Here is a 17,968-nt window from a genome sequence, read left to right as displayed (position 1 = left end):
TTGGACAGACTTCTCCTATCAAGAGCAACTTTAAAGAAAACAGAGGTAGAATATCTAATGCCTTTCGATGATGATTTCAACGATATTTTATTCATCGATACTCCCTGCTCTTCAAACGGAATTTTCTGATAATATATAGCAACTGTAAACTTTTTCTATCATGTAGGTCAAATAAAAAACACGATACAATTCGTACCGTGTTCTCTCTATCATTTTCTATGTGCAAATAAGTATGCCTTAATCATCGTGTATGTTATTTCTTCTGGTAGCAGTTCTTTAATTGCTTTTAATCCTTCTTTTCCATATCCTGTTTTCTCAGCTGCTTGCCCAATTAACACTTCGTATTCTTTTGGTACGAGTGCGAGCCAGTCTACTTCTAATCCTTCTTCACTACATTTCACAAGGTGATTTTCAATTGTATAAGGACTTAATCCTCGCTCCACGGCAATTTCTTGAATGGTTTTCCCACCTTTATATAAGTCGTATGTAGCTAAATGAGAATTATTCGTCGCTTTTGCACGCTCTTTTTTTACTGGTACTTCAACAGACTCTGCTTGGAATGTAGGATTATCCTCACAAAATGCATGGATAACTTGTACAAAACGCTCTCCGTATTTCTCTTTCTTCCGCTCACCTATACCTTTAACTGATAATAGTTCATTTACTGTCTTAGGTAATCGTACACACATGTCTTGCAATGTCTGATCGGAGAAAATAACAAATGGTGGTACATTCTCTTCATCTGCAATTTCCTTACGGAGATGGCGTAATTCCTCAAATAAAGGATTATCTTTCACAATTTGTTTAATATGTAGTGCTTCTTTGCGCTGGACTAGAATGTTCCCAAGTAATACATCTCTCCCTAATGGCGTCACAAGAATCGTTGGAAACTGTCCGTGCTCTACTCGGATATATTCTTCTGAGATAAGAAATTCAATGAAATCATTGACTTCTTTCACACTTTTATGTGAGAGAATACCGTATGTAGTTAGCTCGTGAAAACGGAAATCTAGCACTTTTTTATTTTTAGATCCAGTCAGTACTTGAGCAATCATCGTTTTTCCGAAGCGTTGACCAGTACGAATAACGCAAGATAAAACCATTTGAGCTTCCTTCGTTACATCCATACTAGTTCGCTCATCCGTGCAATTTGCACACCTTCCACACGATTCGGTATGCTCTTCACCAAAATAATGTAAAATGTATGCTTGAAGACATTGTTCAGTATGGCAATAATCGACCATTTGTTGAAGTTTTTCTAATTCACTTGTAAATCTTCCTTCGTTCGCCGATTGCTCAACTAAGAAGCGCTGTACTTGTACATCTTGTGAACGATAGAGTAAGACACATTGGCTATCTAGACCGTCTCGACCAGCACGGCCTGCTTCTTGATAATAACTTTCCATGTTTTTCGGTAATTGATAATGAATAACATAACGAATATTACTCTTATCAATCCCCATCCCAAAAGCAGACGTCGCAACCATTACTTCTACTTCATCATTTAAGAAACGATCTTGTTGCTCCATTCGCTCGGCATTGGACATTCCAGCATGATACTTCGCCACTCGGATGTTTTCTTTTTGTAAATGATCACATAATTGATCTGCCACTTTACGTGTCGCTGTATAAACAATACCTGCTTCATTCTTGTTCTTATGAATATAATCGAACAAATACGCATTTGAGTCTTGTCCTTTTATAACAGAAAATGCGAGATTTGTTCGTTCAAAGCTTGTCATCACTGTATTGTCTAACTCAATATGTAACGACCGACAAATATCTTCTTGGACTTGTGGTGTCGCAGTTGCCGTTAACGCTAATACAATAGGTTGTTGGGGTAAGCTATTAATCACCTCATGAATATGTAAATAACTAGGACGGAAATCATGTCCCCACTGAGAAATACAGTGTGCCTCATCCACTGCGATTAAAGGAATATGCATATCCTTGATTTGTTCTAAAAACTCGATTGAATCAAGACGTTCTGGTGCAACATACAGTAGTTTATACCGTCCTTCTTTCGCACCTTTCATCCGTTCATACGCCTCTTTTCCACTAATAGAGCTGTTTATATATGTCGCAGCAACACCAACCTGCTCTAGTGCATCTACTTGGTCTTTCATTAACGATATTAACGGAGAAATAACTAACGTTGTTCCTTCCATCACAAGAGCAGGAACTTGATAACAAATCGATTTCCCGCCCCCTGTCGGCATAATACACATCGTATTGTTTCCTGAAAGAACATTGCTAACTGTTTTTTCTTGCCCCAGTCGGAATGACTCGTATCCAAAGTACGCTTGGAGCATTTCTTGTGCTTTTGCGAACATGTTACGTTCACCTTCCTTTTCAAACAACTATGTTACCATAGTATCACTTTCTCCCAGTACTTTCATAGGGATAATGTACATGTGACGTAATTTTCAATTTTGTAGCCCTCTAAAACAAACTTTCTTATCTATTCAGGATTCAATTATACTATCTTACTCTTTTACATTAGATTTCTACCAACAAAGTGTACGGATACAGGTTCAATCCCTAATTCTCTAGTCCAAATAGATAGTTGTCCGATATGATGGGTTTCATGAGCAATTACATGTCTAATGACCTCTCCCTTTAAAAATGTTTCTTCTAACCATGATATGTACACTTGTTCTTGCTCTATGTTCTCACTCCAATCTAACAAATACGGCTCGCTATCTAATCGAAGAGAATCTGATAATTTTTTCACTGCCTCTAGCGATTGATAATTTTCAAAATGAATTGGTATGTCTGGCTTTCCTTGCATTGCACATATCCAGCTATGCTCTACTTCTACAATATGAAATAGCGTATAAAGAATACTTCCTGGCCCGCCAACTCGTTCTTTCCGTAACTCTCGTTCGGGTAATTGTTCACATAGTGTAAACCACTCATCACGAATTTGCCAGTTATATTGAAACAAATGGATCATGTCTCCACCTCCATTTACATTATATGTTAACAAATTTCATAACAAAAGAAATAAACGTAGAATTATATATGTGTTTCAGACTAATTTTTCTAGCAAATCAAATAAACACATATACCTACATTGCGTTTTATTTTTCCTCTATCGACAAAGTTTTACAAATATCTATGAAATAATCCCCCTAATATTCCTATTATATGATAATCTATTATTTGTAATCATACGTTTAAACAAACTAGGTATGGATACATTTATTAGAGGAGGATACATCAGTGGAAAGAGTAGTTATAACAGGTATGGGAGCAATCACCCCTCTAGGACATACTGTCGGCACATTTTGGGGAAATTTAGTAGAAGGGAAATCAGGAATTTCTCCTATCGATACATTTGATACAGAAAACTACAAAGTAAAGATTGCAGGAGAAATTAAAGACTTTAGCGCCTCTGATTTCTTTGAACAACGTGAAACACTGCGCTTAGATCGTTTCTGTCAATTTGCTTTAGCAGCGGCGGATCAAGCGTGGACAGATTCAGGACTCGATATGAAATTATTAGATTCTGATCGTATTGGGGTATACGTCGGGTCTGCGATTGGCGGTATTGAAACATTACTACGTAACATTAAAGTACATAATAGAAGAGGTCCAAGAAAAGTACAGGCATCATTAGTACCGATGTTTATTAATAATATGGCTGCGGCACAAATTAGTATTAAATGGGGAACGACTGGTCCGACGATTGCACCTGCAACCGCTTGCGCTATTGGTAACACTGCTATCGGAGAGGCGTTTAAATTAATTCGTAATGGTGAAATGGATGTCATGTTTGCTGGAGGTACAGAAGCATCGATTAACGAAATTGGCATGGCGAGTTTTGGAAACGCTACAGCAGTATCTACTCGCAATGATGAACCAACGAAAGCGAGTCGTCCATTCGATGTAGATCGTGACGGATTCGTTATGTCTGAAGGTGCAGGAATCCTTATGCTTGAATCACTATCACATGCGAAAAAACGTAATGCAAAAATTTATGCTGAAATCATTGGATATGGTATAAGCTCTGATTCCCATCACGTTGTGTCACCACATCCAGAAGGACAAGGGGCATACAAAGCTATGACAAAAGCATTAGAAAGTGCAAATATCTCACCAGATAAAGTAGATGTGATTAACGCGCACGGAACAAGTACAATTCTAGGTGATCGTATTGAAACATTAGCTATTAAGAAAGTCTTCGGAGAACGTGCTTACACCATTCCAGTTACATCAAATAAGTCTATGATTGGTCATATGCAAGGAGCTTCAGGTGCTATTGAAGCAATTGCATTAGTAAAAACGTTACAAGACGGTATCATTCCGCCAACGATCAACTTAGAAAATCCTGATCCAGAATGCGATTTAGACTACGTTCCTAATGTTGCTCGTGAAGCTGATGCGGACATCGGGTTATCAAACTCATTTGGTTTCGGTGGTCATAATGCCGTTATTCTAATGAAAAAATATACAAATTAATTAGTTAGGTTGTTCAAGTTAGAAAACCTTTCTTTATATAAAGAAAAGGCTATACCTCTGTACTAGTGTACAAAGGTATAGCCTTTATTCGTTAAAAAGCGCCAACTATTTAACAGCAATATTCACTACACGATAAAGAATCTTGTTCTTTTCATCTAGCAAACTCACTCTCCTAATTCATATTGTACAGTAGCCTATTTGCTATTGCAATGCATGACATAGATATACCAAAAACTACATAAATGGACTATTAATACCCAACATTTATATTTCCTTCTCTTCTTCGACTGCTCTATTTAATCGTTGAAGCATATAACCAATACCCTTCAAGCCTTGCAGTGGAAACGTTAATTTCTCTTTTGGATAAAGATTCTCGACTACTCTATAATGTTTCTTACCACCTAGTACAACTACTTCATCATATTCTATTAGCTGTTTCTTAATCATTTGCTCATATAGCTCTTCTCCCGTAATAACCTTGCTGTCTTTCGAATCAAATGCTAAGTCATAGTTCTCATCTACTACATCATCCGGAAATAAAAAACCGTGCTTAGCTGATAAAACTACCCATGTACAGAAAAAAGTAGAAGCATACTCCTGACACGCTTTTCCAAAAGGGCTAATGTATACTTGCTTCGCAATTGTTGGGCCCACTTCAGGAATAACGTCCCAAATTTTTTTCTTTCCACACGGAATAATACATAATCGCTTCATCTTCTTTACTCTACTTTCTTTTATTCATTAATTTACGTACAGATTCTTTTGGATCCCAACAATTAAATGTATATGTTGGCTTTGTCTCATACCCTAATCGTACGCACAAATATTTCATACCGTTTGATTGTTTCTTTGCTTGAAAATGAGTACAGGTTGCACAGCAATGAAACTTATTCATTCCATATTTCATCCTCTCTTACCTTTTACCACGACAAGTACCTATTAATTTATATTGTATTATACTTTTCATCTATACGTTCAATTGTTTTAACGATTTCTAAGTGGTTTTGTTATTAATTTTCACTTCTTGTTGGTTATTCTTAACATTAGAGGTATAATAATAACGGCAATATAATGAAAAAAGTAAGAGGTGCAGCAAACATGGCAAAAATTCGTGTTTATCAAGCAAAAGAAGAGCATTTAGAAACAGTAAAAGACTTAATTGAAGTAAAAGAACAAAATCCATCAAGCAGTGATTTAAATAATTACTACACATGTGTATTTGAAATGAATGAAGTTTCTTTATTCGATGCAGGAATTGATGAAGACATTTTATTAGACTCTGTAGAAAGTATGGTAAATGCTTCTCAACAAAAACTTCGTCCTTTAAGTGCATATGACTTAATCAACGTACAAAATGCAAACGAAAAAATGCAAATTTTAATTCTTCAAGATAGCGAATACGAGATTATTGCTGAATAATCTCGTTACATAAAGAAAAGGTTGTCTACTTTATAAAAATAGACAACCTTTTCTTTATGTAAAAAATTTTTTGATGATGTGACTGAATCTACTTGCCTCTTCATAGTGTGGAGAGTGTGCGCTATGTTCAAATTCAACTAATTCCGCTCTCTTCACATATTGGAGAAAAGATTGCTTTTGAACTTCGCATGTTACAGTATCATACTTCCCTATAATTAACAAAACTCGTTGCTTTACTTCTTTTAACCTTGGTAGTAGCGAGCTGAAAATAGCTCCTTCTTCACGTAATTGAAGAAAATGCTCATCTGATTTCTTATCAAATTCTTCCCATTCTGAACTTGAGTACAAGGAATAGTCTGTTGTAACAAGGTTATTATGCACATAAATTTCAGCCCGCTTATCTCCTAGTTCACAGCTTAAATCGATGTATGTTTCCACAAGTTCCCGTGGCGAGACATGGCTTTTACATGCCAGCTGACATAAAGTTGCTAATTCTTTTTCCTCATATTTTTCGAATAACCAAGCCGTTTTCCGTAATAAACTTTTCGCAGTTAGCTCAAAATCGAACGTTGGGCACTCTAGAATTATTTTTTCGATAGAAGTTGGATATAGGCACGCGTATAGTACTGCTAAATAGCCGCCAAATGAATGCCCAATAACCGACCATTTATCAATAAATAACTTTTCCCTTATCGCCTCGCAATCCTCAATTAAATCCATCAACCTTAGCTTTTCTCCTATTAATAGCCCTTCAGATCGGCAAACACCTCTTTGATCCAAGGTTATTACTCTGAGGGAATCTTTTAATCTATCTGCTTGATGATAAGAGAAATCATAACAACTTTCCCCAGGCCCACCATGCAAATACAATACAGCTGGATTTTCTCGCTCCCCATGTTCCTCTATATACAAATCTTTTCCTCGAATATGTATCATCTTCCCCTTCATCTATTCACCTCACTACATATTCGTTCCTGTTATTTATGTATACTCCTTTTGAATAAGCATATTCCTCGCTTTATTTTGTCACGAATATCTTCTCTCTTTTTCTGTTAGACAAAAGAGTCACAAATTAGACATAATTATTAATTATGAAAGTAACAGTATATATATGAAATATCATATTCCTTCTTTCTAGTGATTCCTTCGATAGGAGTAAGCTTTTGTATAATTAATTGCTTTTTCAGCATAGTTCATAGTGCTTTATTATACATTTCTAATGATAATAATTCTCACACCATTAAAAACCATATATTTACAAAAGAGAACCCCTTATGTAATGTCTTAGGTGAAAGCTTTCAATATATGTTGGAATGTGAGAGCGCACACTTTCCATCAAAAAATTGTACATTCGGGGGAATGACAAATGAAAAAACTAGTAACATATTCATTAGCAGCAACTATTGGCATGAGTGGATTAGTAGGATTTGCAAGTACAGGTGCTGTAAGTGCGGCAGAAGTCGATACGACCACCGTTCGTTCAACAATTACTGAACCACGTCCATCAATTGTTCCTGAAGAAAGAGCTGTAAAGCACCATCATGTTTTCTATAAAAAGTCACAGTATAAAACCATTGCGGATATACCAGAAGAAGTAAATTACTACGATAAAGAAGGCTTTAGAGGCGTTGTACAAAAAGAATCCATTATTGAACTTGGAAACTATTACATCGTTTGTTATAGCGGAACAGTTATTCGCTGTTAATTACCAAATTATATAGGTAAGGGAAAAATAAAAAATTGTTTGTTTGTAAGCGTATTTTTTAATAAAGAGACACTAGGACAATTGCGTACAAATCAGCCCATGTTAGACTTAATGATGGGCTGATTTGTATGTATCTTACATTCGTTCAATCACCTAAATAATGACTAATATTTTCATAAACTCTCTTTCTGTATAGCAAATACAGACTGCTTCTCACCGAAGCGCTCCAATGTGTGGATGAGTGTCATTCCTATACGTTCAAGCAGTCTACAAGATGCTATATTTGCAGATTGTGTCTCTGCTACAATGATTGGATAGTGTAATGTTACTAATCCATGATGAACTAATTCACTAATCACTTCTTTTGCATATCCTTGTCCCCAATATTCCGGTAAAAACTGATAGCCAATTTCCATCTTCACACCATCATGATATGTATCAAAACATACTAATCCGATGAATTCGTTACCGTCTTTTGTATACACACTCCAATGCAGATGAATATTTGGAGATTCCATCATTAATTTATAACGTGCTGCAACGCCATCTTCATTAACAATTCCACCTAAAAACTCCCTTACTTTCTCGTTCATATAGAGTTTTCTCATATGCACATAATCAGTTCCAGATATAACTCGTAATTCACATCTATTTGTTTGTAGCACTGTTTACACCTTCCGACATTTCATAATTATCGTTGTTGGGATGTAACTTGCCTTTTCAAATGAGTACCAACTGTTAACATCTCTTTTCCTATCTTCTTCTGACAGACATACATCTTCTATTACTCTTTCAACGATAAAACCATATTCAACTAATGTGTTGATATATGTACTAAGTTTATATTGTTGCATAATAGCTGGATGAATCCATGCTTCATGATCATATGGTCCTTCTTCGTGATACGATTTATCCATCATTAGCATATTATCATTGTAGTGAACGCGGCTGTAAAGAGGATGTTCCCAACTAAAGATGAATACGCCATCTTTTTTTAAATAGTGGTGCACATTCTCAATTGTTTGATGCAAATTTGTCGTCCAACCCAACGCTTGAACTCCCCCCACTTTCACTTCGTTTAAAAGTGGAGGATTCCTAAATAAAGAGTTCTATCGAACTCTAATTTATTAGGCTATCTCCGTAGTCCCTACGGTTAGAATCCTTATAGCTTCATTCTTTAGATTGATACTTGCATTAATATCTCTATCGTGATGTATCTTACAAGCAGGACAATCCCATTCACGAAGATTTAGATTCTTAACGTCTTTATTTTGATATCCACAAGATGAACATAGTTGACTGGATGCAAATGTTTTAGATACTGCAATTACTTGCTTACCGTACCACTTTGCTTTATATTCCAACATCGTTCGAAATTGAGACCATGATACTTCACTAATTGCTTTTGCTAATTTGTGATTCTTCAACATGTTTGATACTTGTAAGTTTTCTATACCGATTACATCGTGGTTTTTGATGATTTCAGTTGAGACTTTATCCAAGTAGTCTTTTCTTGCATTAGTAATGTGTTCATGAATTTTTGCTACTTTTATTCGTTGTTTATTCCAGTTAGAAGAACCTTTCGTTCTTCTTGAAAGAATCCGTTGTGCTTTCGCTAATTTTTCTTCCAATGTTCGAAAGAACTTCTGATTTTCATACCTTACTCCATTTGACAGGATGGCAAAATCTTTCAATCCAACGTCAACCCCTACGTAAAAACCATATTTCGGAAGTTCTTCAACTTCTGTTTCAACTAACAATGACACAAAGTATTTACCAGAAGGATTACGCCTAACTGTAGCATTTAAGATACGTCCATCTACTTCACGACTTTTGGCAAAGCGAACAAGACCTAACTTCGGTAATTTAATCTTGTTGTCCATAATAGCAATGTTTTCATTCGTTTGTTTTGTTGTGTAAGATTGTACGTTGTTCTTCTTCGATTTGAAACATGGAGCAGCATTTTGCTTCTTGAAAAAACGTGTGTAAGCATCCGCAAGGTTGCGAACTGATGATTGAATTGCGATACTATCTACTTCTTTCAACCAAACAAGTTCCTTCTTCATTGCAGGAAGTTGAGAAGAACATGCACCATATGTTAAACCTTTTCCTGTTTCTTTGTAGGTGTTATTCCACAAAGACAAGAAATGATTAAATACAAAACGAGAACAGCCAATCGTTTTATTGATTAGAGTCGTTTGTTCTTTGTTTGGATATATACGAAACTTGTATGCCTTATTAACCAACATTGATTCCACCTCCTTTCGAATGTATATTCATTATACAAAGAACACACATTCGAAAGCTAACAAAATGATTAAGTCAAATTTTCCAATCTCATGATATATGTCGAACAATCGAGATGGCGTAATGCCATCCCTTGTCCGAAGGCGATTCATCCCCCACCTACTCAATAGACTACGTCCTTCACGTTCCTTGAGGAAGGGGTATTCTCGCCTACTTCAGATAAATGGAATACACGATATCAAAATGGTTATGGGGTATACCAGGATTTTCTTCCATTGGTGCTTCAAACAATTCTGCACGTCCACCCAATAAATTTCTCGCTGCTTCAATTTGCTTAGTCGATAAATCGATTCCCCATGCCTCGGCTACATTTCTATTAAGCATGTACTCCAGCGAATGTCCACTTCCACATCCAATATCTAAGACGTTTAAATTCGATACATTACCAAATAAATTCAATTCCACTTCAGTAGGTGCTAGTGGACCGTACTCTGGAAGTGGATTTCGTCCGTAAAAGCGCTCTGCTACTTCATTCCAACTTTGCTTATTCGTCGTCAATACTTTCGCATCCATTTTGTAATCCCCTCACTTTATCAAGAATGATTTGATTTGCATGACCATCTACAAACGTTGGTAAATCTCTGTCCAACATATTCATCGTAATATACGTATACACTTTTTCTAAAAATGGATAGAAGGCTGGATAATAACGCTTTGCATTCTCTGATAGGTAACTAGGAATATCTGTGCTAGGAATACGCATTTCTGTTAATTCTTCCTTTCCTTTCGCAACATGTAGATGCTTATCGTTTGTCACCGTAATAGTTCCTTCATTCCCGAATATTCGTAACTGCGATCCAAAACCGTGATGAATACCCGATAGGAATTGAATAGAAAACGTTGAACCGCTTTTCATTTTGCCATGAATGAAAAATGCATCATCTGCATCACGCACTTCTTCGCCAGCTTCTGGTACGTGCGTATGTATGAAGCCATTTACCATATGTACTTCGCTCTCTGTAAACCATCTCAAACTATCAATCATATGCGATCCTAATGCACCTAACATACCACCAGCTTGTTCCTTCTCGTCTATCCACCCGCGTTTTCCTTTTATTAATTTCTGATACTCTGCATACGAAACATGATACTCGAAATGCTTCACGTCACCTATATCACCTTGCAGAATTGCTTCTTTTGCTTTTTGGCGAATCGGTAAGTAACGCCATTCGAAATCAAGTAACGCTTTCACATCATTACGCTCTGCTAATTCACATAGTTCCAGCGACTCTTTACTAGTTACTGTGAAAGGCTTCTCGCACACAATAGAGATACCTTTTTCTATTGTATATTTAGCCATTTCATAATGATGCATTGGCATAGAACTAACGAAGATGATATCTAATTCTTCTTGATCCAACATTTCTCTCCAGTTTTCATAGTGAATGAAGTCATTCGTCGCCTCTAGCAATTCTTTTGGTAACTGATGCCTCTTTACTGTACTGACAGCTACTACTTTCATGAACGGATGTGTTTCAATAATGGGTGCCTGAATTTTCAAACCAAAACCTCCACCAATAATCCCCACTCGCATCGTATCTTCGACCTCCAAGATTAATAATTCTGTCTATTCAATGTGCACCTTATTCAATCTTTCAATTGCTTCGTTCAATTCTGTCAAGCTATTTATCACAATATCGGCTTGTGCAAGCTCATTTTCTTGTGCAAAATCAAAACGGCATCCAATCGAAATCAATCCATTATCCTTTGCAGCTCGGATATCAGATAATCGATCCCCAATAACAGCACTTGTGTGAATGTTGTACTTCTGTATAATCACTCCAACTAAATCACTTTTATTCTGTGAGTCTATTTGTTCAATACTAAAGGTTTCCGTCACCCATTTGTCTAAACGATAATGTGCTACAATTGCTTGCAGATAACTCACTAAGCCATTACTTGCTATATATAAGTGATAGCCATTCTCTTTCAGCTGTTGAAACACTTCTTCAACATGTGGATATAGTGCACCGTTCCCCTGCTCAATGTGGTAAATTAGTTTTTCATGGAACAACTCATTTGCCTCATGCCTAATTTCTTTAGACTGATGTGGTAATAATGTTGCCCACACAACTGGTAACGGAACACCCATAATTTCACGATACTTCTCAATTGGCGTTTCTTTGTCCCATACGTTTACTGTTCTTAAATGTACAAAGGTATCTTCTAATGCTGTCTCTAAAATTTTATCTGTTTGAAACAGCGTACCATCCATATCAAAGATTAATGATTTTATCATCTTCTTCATCTCCTACTATTCTTTAATGATTAATCCTAATGCTCGTGAGAAGGCTACTGCTTGCTCTGCTGAAATGGTACATCCTTCTAAGTATTCAGCTGTTACTCCAATCGTATCGAATTTCGTATCACTTAAATCAATGCCATTCAACGGAGTCATGAAAAATTGCACTTTATCAATAATTGAACTGCCGTATTCTATTTTCTGTAGTGTTGCATTTCCAAAATCCGCTTGGTTCAATACACACTCTTGAAACTTCACTTGTTTACAGTTCGTAAAATAAAAAGAGGCATAGTTCCCGTTGCATGTGTCAAAGAAGATATTCCGTAAATGCGCACCGTCAAAGTTTGTTCCTACTAGTTTACAATTTTTAAAAAGAACACGGTGCATAATGGCATTGCTAAAATCCACATTGGACAAATCACACTTCTCAAATATTACGTCTGTTAACTCCACATACTTAAGCGACACATCCTCAAATACAACATCTTGAAATACAATTTCATTAAAGATTACTTTTTCTGCTGTTTGATAACGAATAATAGTACCTTCTACTCGTCCAATTTCAACTATATCTTCATATTCAAATGTGCGGTTTTCCAACGATAACGCCGATAATTGTTTTCTTACTTTCGGCTTTTGTATAGCAATCTTTCGTTCATTTTTCACCTAACATCACCACCCTTACTATTCTGCAAACCACACGTCGAATCCTGTTTAAATGTGTAAAAAACCGAACTCACTTTCGCTCTTTGAACCAAATATGATGAAAATCAATCCATCCCTCTGCGTTCAACTGAACATTTTGTACTGTTTCATGATGCTCAATATGTACATTATGACGATAAAGAGGAAGTAAGTTCCCTTCATCTATAAGAATATATTCCATTTCATTGAACATACGGTTCCTTTCTTCCTTCTCCATTGCCAATAGTTCCTGTATATGATGACACATCCATTCTCGCATGCTAGATCCGATATGATGATACACAGGACCACTTGATGATAATAATAAATGTAAGAAGCTGAGTTCCACTTGTCCACCTATCGTTGCGCTTTCGTGAATAAGATCTGCGTATTGAAGTGTCAAAGGTTGCAGTAATTCTTCTGCACACACGAATTTTGGTTCTATGTTAATTCCATACTTAGCACACTCTTCTTGAATCCAAGTACAATCTTCCATGTGATCTTTATCAGCGAACGTAACGATATGTAGTAATTCTCCTTGATAATTACTCCTTTCTAGCAAATACTCTACTGTATATAGTTCATTTTTGTCACCCGGTGAAGATATGAAACTTGGTGCACGTTCTCCACGAAAATCTCGTAGTTGCTCTATTAACTTATCCCGATTAATAATTTGTTGCAGTGCTTTACGAAAATATTTATTTTGCATTGGACCACTTTTATTTGCATTCAAACTAATATACGTAACGTTTGTTTCTCGTTGGATATGATGCTTCCACGAAGAATCCCCTTCATGGTGCTCTGTCATCCCGAACGATATATCATCTAAGTAATTGTCTTCTTCCATGTTCCAAATCTCTATACGGTCTAAGAACGACCTTTCACGAAAATAATGTTCATACGCCTGTATAACAAACATCGAATCATCATTTCGAAGCAGTTGAAAGGATCCTGTCCCAATCAAATCTGTATCTAAGTTCCGTTCAAATTCCTCTTTTGGTAAAATAGATAAATGCTCGTCACTTAAAAAATGTAAGAACAATGCATTTTCCTTTTTGAGTTTTATCTTAAAGCAATGTGTTTGGATGACTTGCATTGATTCAACATTTTCCAGTAACCACTTATACTTATTGTCCTCATGGAATAAAAAACGTTCAAATGTATACAAAATATCATGTGCATCTAACTTTTTCCCATGATGAAACGTAATGCCTTTTCGAATGTAAAAAGTCCATTCCAAACTATCCATACTCTTCTCCCAGTGAAACACGATGTGTGGTTCAATTGTATTTGTCGTACAATTAAAGTGGACAAGTGTATCACATATATGTTTCACAAAATGACATTCGGATCGAAGCGTAATATGTACTGGGTCTAATTGGGTATGACCTAATTCCATCCTTAAGCGAAGTACATCATATTGTGCGTCATTTTCCCTTTCAACATGATATCCAAATAACGTATGTATCCAAGTATCAAACTGTAAGCGTAGAGTCCCAAACATCGTTTGATACGTATCAATTACCTTATTCGCCGCTTTTATATTCCCTTGTTTTACTAGCTCTTGTGCTTTACTAAAGATAAGTTGTTCGGTATTCTTAAGAAACGTAATTTTAGAGCTGTTTCCTCTTCCTTTTCCAGGGATCCATACAATCCACCCTGCCTCTTCCATTTTCTTTATAATTAGCTTACTGTTGCGTATCGTACAAAAAAGCTTGTCCGAAATGAGCTGTAACGATATATCATATGCTACTCCACATCTCACATGTGCTTCCTGTGCCAGCCATAAGCGCACATAATGTTCTAACGTTACCATATTAACTCCCCTATATAAAAAGATGAAAAATTCTCCTCTTCGATTCTACCCTTTTTACCAATCTACTTCCAATATATACTCCTTTTATACAGAAAGGAGATGTAGAATATGATACACAAATGGATAGATCGATATAATGAACTTATTTGGATACGACTTGTTGGAGAATTATTAACAAGTACGACGGGTGCTATGATTGCTCCTTTTATCGTACTCTTCTTGCATGATAAGTTAGACGGCAATATCTTACTTGCAATGATTATTGTTGCGATGCAACCACTTAGCGAAATTATTCTTACATTGCTTGGTGGAACGATGACCGATCGTATTGGACGTAAGAAAATCATTCTAGTAGCTTTATTCTTACAAGCTATGGCAATGACTGGATTTATCTTTGCAGAGTCTGTCTGGTTATTTGCTGGAATGTACCTATTAAATGGAATGGGACGTGCACTTTATATTCCTGCTTCCCGTGCTCAAATAGCAGACTCTGTTGAATCTAGTAAGAGATCAGAGGTATTTGCGCTTATTAATACAGTTGGAGCAATAGGATTCTCGATTGGTCCAATTATTGGATATTTTGTCTTTACTACAGATCCATCTCTCTTATTCGCATGTGAAGCAATCGCATTAATACTCTATTTCTTCGTTGTTCTCGTAAAACTACCTGAAACAGCACCAGAATACAAAAGAGACACACATACCCCACGTTCGGTCATTACATGGAAAGAACGAATAGTTACACATCGATACGTGTTAGGATTGATGGCATTCTCGTTACCAATTAGCTTTTTCTACGCACAGAAAGAATCGACGTATCCACTTTATATGAAAGAGATGTTCTCTGATTACTTACTTATCTTAACGACAATCGCAACTGTAAAAGCAATACTCGATATTGTCTTTCAATTCGTATTAACGAAATGGGCAGAAAGGTTCTCCATGAAGAATATTACCCTTATTACGTATAGTTGTTATATACTTGCAGCGCTTGGATATGGATATTCGTCATCATTATGGATGTTACTATGTATACAAGTTATATTAGTCATCGCAGAAAGTATTGGATTAAACCACTTCTTACGATTCGTCTCTGAATTGGCACCAGTGACACTACGTGGGACATACTTCTCCATATACGGTACGCATTGGGACATTTCAAGAATGATTGGCCCATTTACCGGAGGCATGATTTTAGTAGATTTAGGTGGTTTGGCATTATTTTATCTAACAGCAACGATGCTTCTCATCGGTTGTACTGCGCAGTATTTACTTGTTCGACGTATCGAAACAAAAGCTTCAATCAAAACAAAGGTTATCTCCACCTAGGAGATAACCTTTATTTACAACTGCTTTCATATATTCTCGAACTATTTCCCCATGGATGATAGCCATCCCCTATATACGTGAATCCATATTTCTCGTAATAACCAACATGGTCTGTACATAAGAAAACTTTTTGAAACCCTGCTTTATGTGCATCTATTTTCGCCTGTATTAACAATTCTTTTCCTAATTCTCTACCACGATAACTTTCTTCGATATAAATAGCACATATCCACGGCCACAAATCCATACGACTAATAAAATCATTCGTAACAAGTCCTGCACAGCCAATAATCTGATTATCGTCCTCCATCACATACCAAATCGGAAGTGGATTGTCCGTCATAATACTATGTGTAATGCTATCGTCATACATGCTCTTATTGTCTTCATCTGCCCATTTACGTTGAAAATATGAAATTGCTTTATCTTTATACTTTGGATGTTCCCTTACATTAATAATCCGCATCTTACATTCTCCTTTCCCGCCTACCCCAATGTAAAAGCATATTCAAATGACCTCTAACGTATACCTACTTATTCATTTTACCAAAATTAGTTAAATGTTACCAAACAAATTGATTGAAATTTTCAACATTACGGCGTAATATATATTCATACTATAAAAGTTAATCGAATTAACTAATAAACAAGTTAACTATCTGCTCACGGATAGTTAACGAACAAAGCGAGAGGGATATATATGTGGAAAAATAAGAACGTTTGGATTGTTCTTATAGGAGAATTTATTGCAGGGTTAGGATTATGGTTTGGAATTATCGGCAACCTAGAATTTATGCAGCACCATATTGAATCGGACTTTATGAAATCACTTCTTATGTTTAGCGGTTTATTAGCTGGCGTAATCGTCGGACCAACAGCTGGTAGAATGATTGATCAATATTCAAAGAAAAAGATTTTGCTATACTCAGGGTTCGGTCGTTTATTTAGTGTATCATTTATGTTTTTGGCCATTCACTTTGAAAACATTTGGTATATGGTTATGTTCATGGTAACAATACAAATTTCGGCTGCCTTTTACTTCCCTGCCTTACAGTCCGTTATTCCGTTAATTGTAAAAGAAAAAGACCTATTACAATTAAATGGTATTCATATGAATATCGGAACAATTGGCCGTATCGTCGGTACCTCACTCGGTGGTATTTTATTAGTCGTAATGAGCTTACAATTTATTTACGCCTTATCAATGGTTGCTTATGCACTGTTACTCGTTTCAACGTACTTTTTACAATTCGAAGATACCAAACCAGTGACACAAGAAAAAGAAAAGAAAGAGAAAAACAAAGATGGATTTATGGAAGTATTTCGTGTATTAAAGCAAATTCCAATTGCCTATAAAGCACTTATTCTTAGCATCATTCCACTCTTATTTATTGGTGGATTTAACTTAATGGTTATCAATTTAAGTGAAATGCATGATGATTCAGCAATTAAAGGTTATATCTATGCAGTTGAAGGCATAGCATTTATGCTAGGTGCATTTGCGGTAAAGAGATTAACAACATACACAACACCATACAAATTATTATATATCTTCGCTTTTATCACAGCTATTGCTCATTTATCCCTATTCTTCAGTGATATACAATGGATGGCGCTAGCATCATTTGGATTATTTGGATTTGCAGTCGGATGTTTCTTCCCGATTATGTCGACAATTTTCCAAACAAAAATACCAAAGGAATACCACGGAAGATTGTTCTCTTTCCGAAGTATGTTTGACCGTGTAATGTTCCAAATAGTCTTATTAGGTACTGGATTAGCATTAGATACACTTGGATTACAGTACATGGTTCTTATCTTTGGAGTCATCTCTCTACTCATTATTTTTGTATCTGGATTAAAGCAGAAAAAAATAGATACAGCTGTTGTGAAATCACCAGCATAATAAAAAGTGACGTGCTCTCTAATGGGCACGTCGCTTTTATTTATATTTCTTTTTGTTTTCTTGACCTAAAAAAAGAGGTTATCCCGCTGCCAATTC

Annotated in this window: 19 protein-coding genes; 5 read left to right on the top strand and 14 right to left on the bottom strand. The window is 36.1% G+C overall.

All coding sequences use genetic code 11. From position 1 onward, the window contains the following. Positions 1 to 209: 209 nt before the first annotated feature. A complete protein-coding gene (recQ, locus tag IEV41_RS04250) occupies positions 210 to 2,333 on the bottom strand; it encodes a DNA helicase RecQ (protein WP_188387189.1) in 2,124 nt (707 codons plus the stop codon). Between the two features lie 161 nt (positions 2,334 to 2,494). After that, positions 2,495 to 2,956, bottom strand: a complete 462-nt coding sequence (locus IEV41_RS04245) for a DinB family protein (RefSeq protein WP_188387188.1) — start codon at positions 2,954 to 2,956, stop codon at positions 2,495 to 2,497. A 269-nt stretch (positions 2,957 to 3,225) separates the two neighbouring features. On the opposite strand from IEV41_RS04245, the gene fabF reads away from it, so the two are divergent. Further along, positions 3,226 to 4,464 carry a beta-ketoacyl-ACP synthase II gene (gene fabF, locus IEV41_RS04240; RefSeq protein ID WP_188387187.1) on the top strand — a complete coding sequence of 413 codons (1,239 nt, stop codon included), beginning with the start codon at positions 3,226 to 3,228 and terminating at the stop codon, positions 4,462 to 4,464. A gap of 264 nt (positions 4,465 to 4,728) precedes the next feature. Here fabF and IEV41_RS04235 read toward each other — a convergent pair whose 3' ends face one another. Then, complete coding sequence (locus IEV41_RS04235) at positions 4,729 to 5,178, bottom strand: DUF6884 domain-containing protein (RefSeq protein ID WP_188387186.1); 450 nt, start codon at positions 5,176 to 5,178, stop codon at positions 4,729 to 4,731. 10 nt (positions 5,179 to 5,188) lie between these two features. Then, the gene (locus IEV41_RS04230; RefSeq protein ID WP_188387185.1) at positions 5,189 to 5,359 is read right to left on the bottom strand and encodes a hypothetical protein; all 171 of its coding nucleotides are present in this window, start codon (positions 5,357 to 5,359) and stop codon (positions 5,189 to 5,191) included. Positions 5,360 to 5,562: 203 nt separating this feature from the next. Between IEV41_RS04230 and IEV41_RS04225 the strand changes: the two genes are divergently transcribed. After that, entirely contained in the window at positions 5,563 to 5,883 is a 321-nt protein-coding gene (locus IEV41_RS04225; protein WP_188387184.1) for a hypothetical protein, read from the top strand. A 54-nt stretch (positions 5,884 to 5,937) separates the two neighbouring features. Here the strand turns inward: IEV41_RS04225 and IEV41_RS04220 are convergent, their stop codons facing one another. Next, on the bottom strand, positions 5,938 to 6,831 hold the full coding sequence (locus IEV41_RS04220) for an alpha/beta fold hydrolase (protein WP_188387183.1): 894 nt from the start codon (positions 6,829 to 6,831) through the stop codon (positions 5,938 to 5,940). Positions 6,832 to 7,249: 418 nt separating this feature from the next. Between IEV41_RS04220 and IEV41_RS04215 the strand changes: the two genes are divergently transcribed. Then, the gene (locus tag IEV41_RS04215; RefSeq protein ID WP_188387182.1) at positions 7,250 to 7,588 is read left to right on the top strand and encodes a hypothetical protein; all 339 of its coding nucleotides are present in this window, start codon (positions 7,250 to 7,252) and stop codon (positions 7,586 to 7,588) included. 173 nt (positions 7,589 to 7,761) lie between these two features. On the opposite strand, the gene IEV41_RS04210 is transcribed toward IEV41_RS04215, so the two are convergent. The 8 genes from IEV41_RS04210 to IEV41_RS04175 all read right to left on the bottom strand — a co-directional run bounded on the left by IEV41_RS04210 (position 7,762) and on the right by IEV41_RS04175 (position 14,637). Further along, positions 7,762 to 8,253 (bottom strand): GNAT family N-acetyltransferase, encoded by a 492-nt coding sequence (locus IEV41_RS04210; protein WP_188387181.1) that lies wholly within the window; start codon positions 8,251 to 8,253, stop codon positions 7,762 to 7,764. Positions 8,254 to 8,256: 3 nt separating this feature from the next. Next, positions 8,257 to 8,637: a hypothetical protein gene (locus IEV41_RS04205; RefSeq protein WP_188387180.1), complete on the bottom strand. Its 381-nt coding sequence runs from the start codon at positions 8,635 to 8,637 to the stop codon at positions 8,257 to 8,259. 78 nt (positions 8,638 to 8,715) lie between these two features. Further along, positions 8,716 to 9,837, bottom strand: a complete 1,122-nt coding sequence (gene tnpB / locus IEV41_RS04200) for an IS200/IS605 family element RNA-guided endonuclease TnpB (RefSeq protein ID WP_188387179.1) — start codon at positions 9,835 to 9,837, stop codon at positions 8,716 to 8,718. 208 nt (positions 9,838 to 10,045) lie between these two features. Next, positions 10,046 to 10,408, bottom strand: coding sequence for a class I SAM-dependent methyltransferase (locus IEV41_RS04195; protein ID WP_188387178.1), 363 nt, complete (start codon positions 10,406 to 10,408; stop codon positions 10,046 to 10,048). Then, complete coding sequence (locus IEV41_RS04190) at positions 10,380 to 11,429, bottom strand: Gfo/Idh/MocA family protein (RefSeq protein WP_188387177.1); 1,050 nt, start codon at positions 11,427 to 11,429, stop codon at positions 10,380 to 10,382. Before IEV41_RS04190 ends, IEV41_RS04195 begins: the two co-directional genes overlap by 29 nt. Before the next feature lie 33 nt (positions 11,430 to 11,462). Further along, a complete protein-coding gene (locus IEV41_RS04185) occupies positions 11,463 to 12,134 on the bottom strand; it encodes an HAD family hydrolase (RefSeq protein ID WP_188387176.1) in 672 nt (223 codons plus the stop codon). A 15-nt stretch (positions 12,135 to 12,149) separates the two neighbouring features. Beyond that, positions 12,150 to 12,803, bottom strand: coding sequence for a pentapeptide repeat-containing protein (locus tag IEV41_RS04180; RefSeq protein ID WP_205181460.1), 654 nt, complete (start codon positions 12,801 to 12,803; stop codon positions 12,150 to 12,152). A gap of 70 nt (positions 12,804 to 12,873) precedes the next feature. Beyond that, positions 12,874 to 14,637, bottom strand: a complete 1,764-nt coding sequence (locus IEV41_RS04175; protein ID WP_188387175.1) for an ABC transporter substrate-binding protein — start codon at positions 14,635 to 14,637, stop codon at positions 12,874 to 12,876. Between the two features lie 108 nt (positions 14,638 to 14,745). Here IEV41_RS04175 and IEV41_RS04170 point away from each other — a divergent pair, with 108 nt between their 5' ends. Further along, on the top strand, positions 14,746 to 15,966 hold the full coding sequence (locus IEV41_RS04170) for an MDR family MFS transporter (RefSeq protein WP_188387174.1): 1,221 nt from the start codon (positions 14,746 to 14,748) through the stop codon (positions 15,964 to 15,966). 10 nt (positions 15,967 to 15,976) lie between these two features. Here IEV41_RS04170 and IEV41_RS04165 read toward each other — a convergent pair whose 3' ends face one another. Continuing rightward, positions 15,977 to 16,432: a GNAT family N-acetyltransferase gene (locus IEV41_RS04165; RefSeq protein ID WP_188387173.1), complete on the bottom strand. Its 456-nt coding sequence runs from the start codon at positions 16,430 to 16,432 to the stop codon at positions 15,977 to 15,979. 234 nt (positions 16,433 to 16,666) lie between these two features. On the opposite strand from IEV41_RS04165, the gene IEV41_RS04160 reads away from it, so the two are divergent. Continuing rightward, entirely contained in the window at positions 16,667 to 17,872 is a 1,206-nt protein-coding gene (locus IEV41_RS04160) for an MFS transporter (RefSeq protein WP_188387172.1), read from the top strand. Positions 17,873 to 17,968 lie beyond the last annotated feature (96 nt).

Origin of the sequence: Priestia taiwanensis (assembly GCF_014638355.1) — a bacterium.
Classification (GTDB): Bacteria; Bacillota; Bacilli; order Bacillales; family Bacillaceae_G; genus Priestia_D; species Priestia_D taiwanensis.
The sequence above is the reverse complement of the archived record's forward strand: the minus strand, read 5'-3'. Positions and strand labels throughout refer to the sequence as shown.

What these genes read in the sequence shown, in the direction of transcription:
- recQ (WP_188387189.1), bottom strand. Translation starts at nt 2,333, where the DNA reads ATGTTCGCAAAAGCACAAGAAATGCTCCAAGCGTACTTTGGATACGAG.
- IEV41_RS04245 (WP_188387188.1), bottom strand. Translation starts at nt 2,956, where the DNA reads ATGATCCATTTGTTTCAATATAACTGGCAAATTCGTGATGAGTGGTTT.
- IEV41_RS04235 (WP_188387186.1), bottom strand. Translation starts at nt 5,178, where the DNA reads ATGAAGCGATTATGTATTATTCCGTGTGGAAAGAAAAAAATTTGGGAC.
- IEV41_RS04230 (WP_188387185.1), bottom strand. Translation starts at nt 5,359, where the DNA reads ATGAATAAGTTTCATTGCTGTGCAACCTGTACTCATTTTCAAGCAAAG.
- IEV41_RS04225 (WP_188387184.1), top strand. Translation starts at nt 5,563, where the DNA reads ATGGCAAAAATTCGTGTTTATCAAGCAAAAGAAGAGCATTTAGAAACA.
- IEV41_RS04220 (WP_188387183.1), bottom strand. Translation starts at nt 6,831, where the DNA reads ATGAAGGGGAAGATGATACATATTCGAGGAAAAGATTTGTATATAGAG.
- IEV41_RS04215 (WP_188387182.1), top strand. Translation starts at nt 7,250, where the DNA reads ATGAAAAAACTAGTAACATATTCATTAGCAGCAACTATTGGCATGAGT.
- tnpB (WP_188387179.1), bottom strand. Translation starts at nt 9,837, where the DNA reads ATGTTGGTTAATAAGGCATACAAGTTTCGTATATATCCAAACAAAGAA.
- IEV41_RS04195 (WP_188387178.1), bottom strand. Translation starts at nt 10,408, where the DNA reads ATGGATGCGAAAGTATTGACGACGAATAAGCAAAGTTGGAATGAAGTA.
- IEV41_RS04190 (WP_188387177.1), bottom strand. Translation starts at nt 11,429, where the DNA reads ATGCGAGTGGGGATTATTGGTGGAGGTTTTGGTTTGAAAATTCAGGCA.
- IEV41_RS04185 (WP_188387176.1), bottom strand. Translation starts at nt 12,134, where the DNA reads ATGATAAAATCATTAATCTTTGATATGGATGGTACGCTGTTTCAAACA.
- IEV41_RS04175 (WP_188387175.1), bottom strand. Translation starts at nt 14,637, where the DNA reads ATGGTAACGTTAGAACATTATGTGCGCTTATGGCTGGCACAGGAAGCA.
- IEV41_RS04170 (WP_188387174.1), top strand. Translation starts at nt 14,746, where the DNA reads ATGATACACAAATGGATAGATCGATATAATGAACTTATTTGGATACGA.
- IEV41_RS04165 (WP_188387173.1), bottom strand. Translation starts at nt 16,432, where the DNA reads ATGCGGATTATTAATGTAAGGGAACATCCAAAGTATAAAGATAAAGCA.
- IEV41_RS04160 (WP_188387172.1), top strand. Translation starts at nt 16,667, where the DNA reads ATGTGGAAAAATAAGAACGTTTGGATTGTTCTTATAGGAGAATTTATT.